The organism is Desulfobacter sp. (assembly GCF_050177295.1).
This window is the reverse complement of record NZ_JBFXHE010000173.1, coordinates 5,201-8,930: the sequence shown is the minus strand read 5'-3', so window position 1 is coordinate 8,930 and position 3,730 is coordinate 5,201. Positions and strand designations below refer to the sequence as shown.

The 3,730-nt window shown below is 43.9% G+C and carries 5 protein-coding genes; all 5 read left to right on the top strand.

Features of this window, described 5'->3' with window-relative positions:
* The first annotated feature begins 313 nt into the window (after nucleotides 1–313).
* Nucleotides 314–715, top strand: a complete 402-nt coding sequence (parS, locus tag AB7U36_RS12940) for a type II RES/Xre toxin-antitoxin system antitoxin (protein ID WP_428160178.1) — start codon at nucleotides 314–316, stop codon at nucleotides 713–715.
* Nucleotides 715–1,170, top strand: a complete 456-nt coding sequence (locus AB7U36_RS12935) for an RES family NAD+ phosphorylase (protein ID WP_428160177.1) — start codon at nucleotides 715–717, stop codon at nucleotides 1,168–1,170. The genes parS and AB7U36_RS12935 overlap by 1 nt, the downstream gene beginning before the upstream one ends.
* Nucleotides 1,171–1,431: 261 nt before the next feature.
* The gene (locus AB7U36_RS12930; protein WP_428160176.1) at nucleotides 1,432–1,662 is read left to right on the top strand and encodes an antitoxin; all 231 of its coding nucleotides are present in this window, start codon (nucleotides 1,432–1,434) and stop codon (nucleotides 1,660–1,662) included.
* Nucleotides 1,662–2,066 (top strand): type II toxin-antitoxin system tRNA(fMet)-specific endonuclease VapC, encoded by a 405-nt coding sequence (vapC, locus tag AB7U36_RS12925; RefSeq protein ID WP_428160175.1) that lies wholly within the window; start codon nucleotides 1,662–1,664, stop codon nucleotides 2,064–2,066. Before AB7U36_RS12930 ends, vapC begins: the two co-directional genes overlap by 1 nt.
* Nucleotides 2,067–2,538: 472 nt before the next feature.
* Nucleotides 2,539–3,681: a bifunctional chorismate mutase/prephenate dehydrogenase gene (gene tyrA / locus AB7U36_RS12920; protein WP_428160174.1), complete on the top strand. Its 1,143-nt coding sequence runs from the start codon at nucleotides 2,539–2,541 to the stop codon at nucleotides 3,679–3,681.
* Nucleotides 3,682–3,730: the final 49 nt, after the last annotated feature.

Genomic DNA, 3,730 nt, shown 5'->3' with positions numbered 1-3,730 from the left:
CTCTTCCACATTTTCTGCAGATGCCCTTTTTTTTCGTACTCTGAAGTTCAATGACATAGTTTCCTTTGCTATCGCGGGATACATTCAAAATTTCAACATCAGGCAACTCTAAATCTAATTCAATCCCCCATATGACACTGTTCCATTTGTTGTGAATAAAAAATTGACTATTATTTCCGAATTAAACTCAAATTACAACCACGGAAAATATCGGAGAGCCAATTTACTGGAAAAAAAATACAGACAAAATTGACTAAAGTCTAAATATATATTATTATAAGTTTAAAATTAGACTTATTGAAAGGAGGATATAATGGCACAACCACTATTAAAAGATCAGGAGTTAAGTATTCTCCAGGTTATAAAAGCGCTTGAAGATGGGTTGCCGGTCTCCAGATTTACAAAAATAAGGCAAACTCTGGATTTACCTGATAAGGATCTTGCAAAAGTGATCCGTGTACCGAAGAGTACTTTGGCTGCCAGGAAGAAAACGGGCAAACTCAGTTTCGAGGAGTCAGAACGGCTTTACCGGGTGCAGCGGCTACTTGAAAAAGCGATCAATGTTTTTGGTGCGGTAGAACCGGCTCGAAAATGGCTTAAAGAAAAAGCCTTTGGATTAGGGGATGTCTCTCCACTGGAGCTTGCCAGTACCGAAGTCGGAGCCAGAGAAGTAGAGGATCTTTTAGGCCGCATTGAACATGGGGTTTTCTCCTAATGGAAATCATTTCATACCGCATAGTCAAAGAAAAGCATGCCCATAGCGCTTTTAACGGTGAGGGAGCCCGGCTTTACGGCGGCCGCTGGAACAGCCAAGGGGTCGCAGTTGTGTATACCTCGGACTCTCTGGCGTTATGCTGCCTTGAGGTTTTTGTGAATCTGCCGTCATATGAGTTTTTTAAAGGCTTTGTATACTTCAAACTTTTTTTCGATGAAAAATTTGTCCAGGGTGCAGATCTGCAAGATGGATGGAATGGCAGGCCTATCTCTAAAGTGTCACAGGAGATAGGGGATAATTGGATTCGAGAGCGGAATTCGGCTGTTTTAAGAGTTCCAAGCGTCATTATCCCAGAAGGAAATAATTATCTAATAAATTTTAATTATCAAGATTCTAATCAAATAAAAATTGGGGACCCGATATCGTTAGATTTTGATCCAAGATTGAAGAAATAAAATCAAAGATGTAAAAGTTGGCATTTGGATGTTTTGGTTTAAGCATCCTTTAATTTTGTAGATGTTGAATTGTTATTGAAAAATCTTGGAGTGACAGGGATAGTCCAGGGTTCTCATCCCCTTAGTAAAAGGACTTTTTCATGCAGGTAGTCTTCTCTATAAGAAAAATCAACTTGGAAAAATCATAATTGACACTTTCCCTTTTTGTATATACTATTATGTCTATACATTGTCTTTTAAAAAATACAAGGGGGAGGCATTATGGCCATAACGCGTGTTTTCAAATCCGGGAACAGTCAAGCAGTTCGATTACCTAAAAATTTTTCTGTTCAATGCAGTGAACTTGAAATATTTAAAAGGGGGGATGAAATTGTTTTAAGGCAACCATCTCAAGGTCTTGAAAGGGCATTCGAACTTCTCACGGAATTGCCGGGTGACTTTTTTTTTGACAATAGAGTTGATCCGCCGCCTCAAGAGCGAGAGGGTCTGTAATGCCGGTAAAATATCTGCTTGATACAAATATATGTATTTATATTCAGAAGCATAAACCTGAATCAGTTTTGGAAAACTTTAGAAAACTAAAACCCGGTGAAGCTGCCATATCCATAATTACTTGGGGTGAGCTTTTGTACGGAGCTGAAAAAAGCAAACAAAAGAAAAATGTTCTGACGTTGCTTAATGAATTCTCAATACTGGTCCCTGTTTTGGCCATGCCGGAGAGTGCCGGAAAATCTTACGGGATAATTCGCGCTTTCCTTGAATCCAATGGCAAACCTATCGGGAATAATGACCTGTGGATAGCAGCCCATGCCAAAGCTGAAAACCTGACCCTTGTTACCAACAATGAGAAAGAATTTACAAGGATTCCCAAACTGAAGGTTCGTAACTGGGCGTGAGCTCTTATGCTCAATAACAGACAACCAATAGCAAAATAAACCAACACCAATTTGAAAGATGACTTTGGATATCGGCATACTATCCTAACCGCGATAGCCTATAGTCAAATATACAAATGGATAGGCCTTTACAGCTTGGTACTATGCTGATATCACACAAATATGAATAGTATCCTGATACCAACATCACGAATTCACCTAGGGTACTTGTCCGGATACAGCGCTCTTTTGTCCTGACCTTTGCCGCCCTTGGCATCAGGCTTGCGGCTACCGAACAATAAGATTCTTACGGGAAAACCGCTGAAAAAAATAACCCGGACCAGATCACTGCATTAAAATATTGGTCCGGGCCACCCCTTTAAAAAAACAGAAAACAGCCAAGGGTTTATATTGCCAGAACTCACTCACTGATGATACTGTGGGCCGTGTTAACCCATTGCCATAAACACAAACTGCCGTAAGACCATAAATTATGACCAAAGACAACTTCTCTTTTACACAGCAGGTCAAGCCCTTCCGGGATGAAATTGATGCCATTGATGCCCAAATTATCTCCCTATTAAGCAAGCGTGGGGAACAAGTGGAAAAAATCGTGGCAGTAAAAAAAGAGTACAAGGTGCCCATTTACCATCCGGCCCGGGAAGAGGACGTGATATCCCGCCTGCGGGAAAAAGCCTCGGACATGGATGTGGACCCCGATTTTGTTGAAAGCCTTTACAGAACGATCATGCGCCAGTCCAGGAAAAGTCAGACCCGTGTGTCCAAAACCAGTCCGATCCGGCCCCGGGCAAGGATACTGATTGTGGGCGGTGCCGGAGAGATGGGCCGTCTGTTTGTCCGGTTTTTCACCGACACCGGATATCTGGTGGATATCCTGGATAAAAATGACTGGGCCCAGGCCCAGGCCTTGTGTCAAACCGCAGACCTTGTCATTGTCTGTGTTCCCATTAACGTTACCGTTAAGGTCATTGACGCCCTGGCCCCCCTGATGCGGCCGGATGCGGTGCTCACGGATCTGACTTCGGTCAAGGCGATCCCCCTTGAAGCCATGTGCCGGGCCCACAAGGGGCCTGTGCTGGGCCTGCACCCCCTTTTCGGCCCCACCACGAACAACCTAGACAAGCAGATCATTGCGGCATGTTCCGGACAAAACAATGATGCCTGCCAGTGGGTCATTGACCAGCTGGTTGCCTGGGGTGCCGTGGTTGTGGAAGCAAGTGCCCGGGAACATGACCAGGTCATGGAAATTGTCCAGGCCCTTCGGCATTTTGCCACGTTCAGTTTCGGCAGTTTTCTTTACCGCCAGGGCATACCCATTAAACGCACCCTTGAATTTTCCAGCCCGATCTACCGCCTGGAACTGGGCATGGTGGGCAGGCTTTTTGCCCAGGACCCTAATCTGTACGCTGAAATCATCTTTGCCACACCTGGGCGGTGCCAGCTTTTAAAAACATTTGTTCAGTCCTTGACCCAGTTCCTTGGTATGCTTGAATCCGGAGATAAGGAAGCCTTCATCAAAGAATTTAACCAGATCGCTGAATGGTTCGGGCCTTTCGGCCACCAGGCCCTGCGTGAAAGTACCTATTTTATAAATAAACTGATTGAACGGTTCTAAACCGCTTCCAACCTCTTTTGGGTGTGGCTCTTTTGCATTTTCAAAGTTG

Excerpts from the sequence above, each read along its gene's own strand:
- parS (WP_428160178.1), top strand. The coding sequence starts at position 314 with ATGGCACAACCACTATTAAAAGATCAGGAGTTAAGTATTCTCCAGGTT.
- AB7U36_RS12935 (WP_428160177.1), top strand. The coding sequence starts at position 715 with ATGGAAATCATTTCATACCGCATAGTCAAAGAAAAGCATGCCCATAGC.
- AB7U36_RS12930 (WP_428160176.1), top strand. The coding sequence starts at position 1,432 with ATGGCCATAACGCGTGTTTTCAAATCCGGGAACAGTCAAGCAGTTCGA.
- vapC (WP_428160175.1), top strand. The coding sequence starts at position 1,662 with ATGCCGGTAAAATATCTGCTTGATACAAATATATGTATTTATATTCAG.
- tyrA (WP_428160174.1), top strand. The coding sequence starts at position 2,539 with ATGACCAAAGACAACTTCTCTTTTACACAGCAGGTCAAGCCCTTCCGG.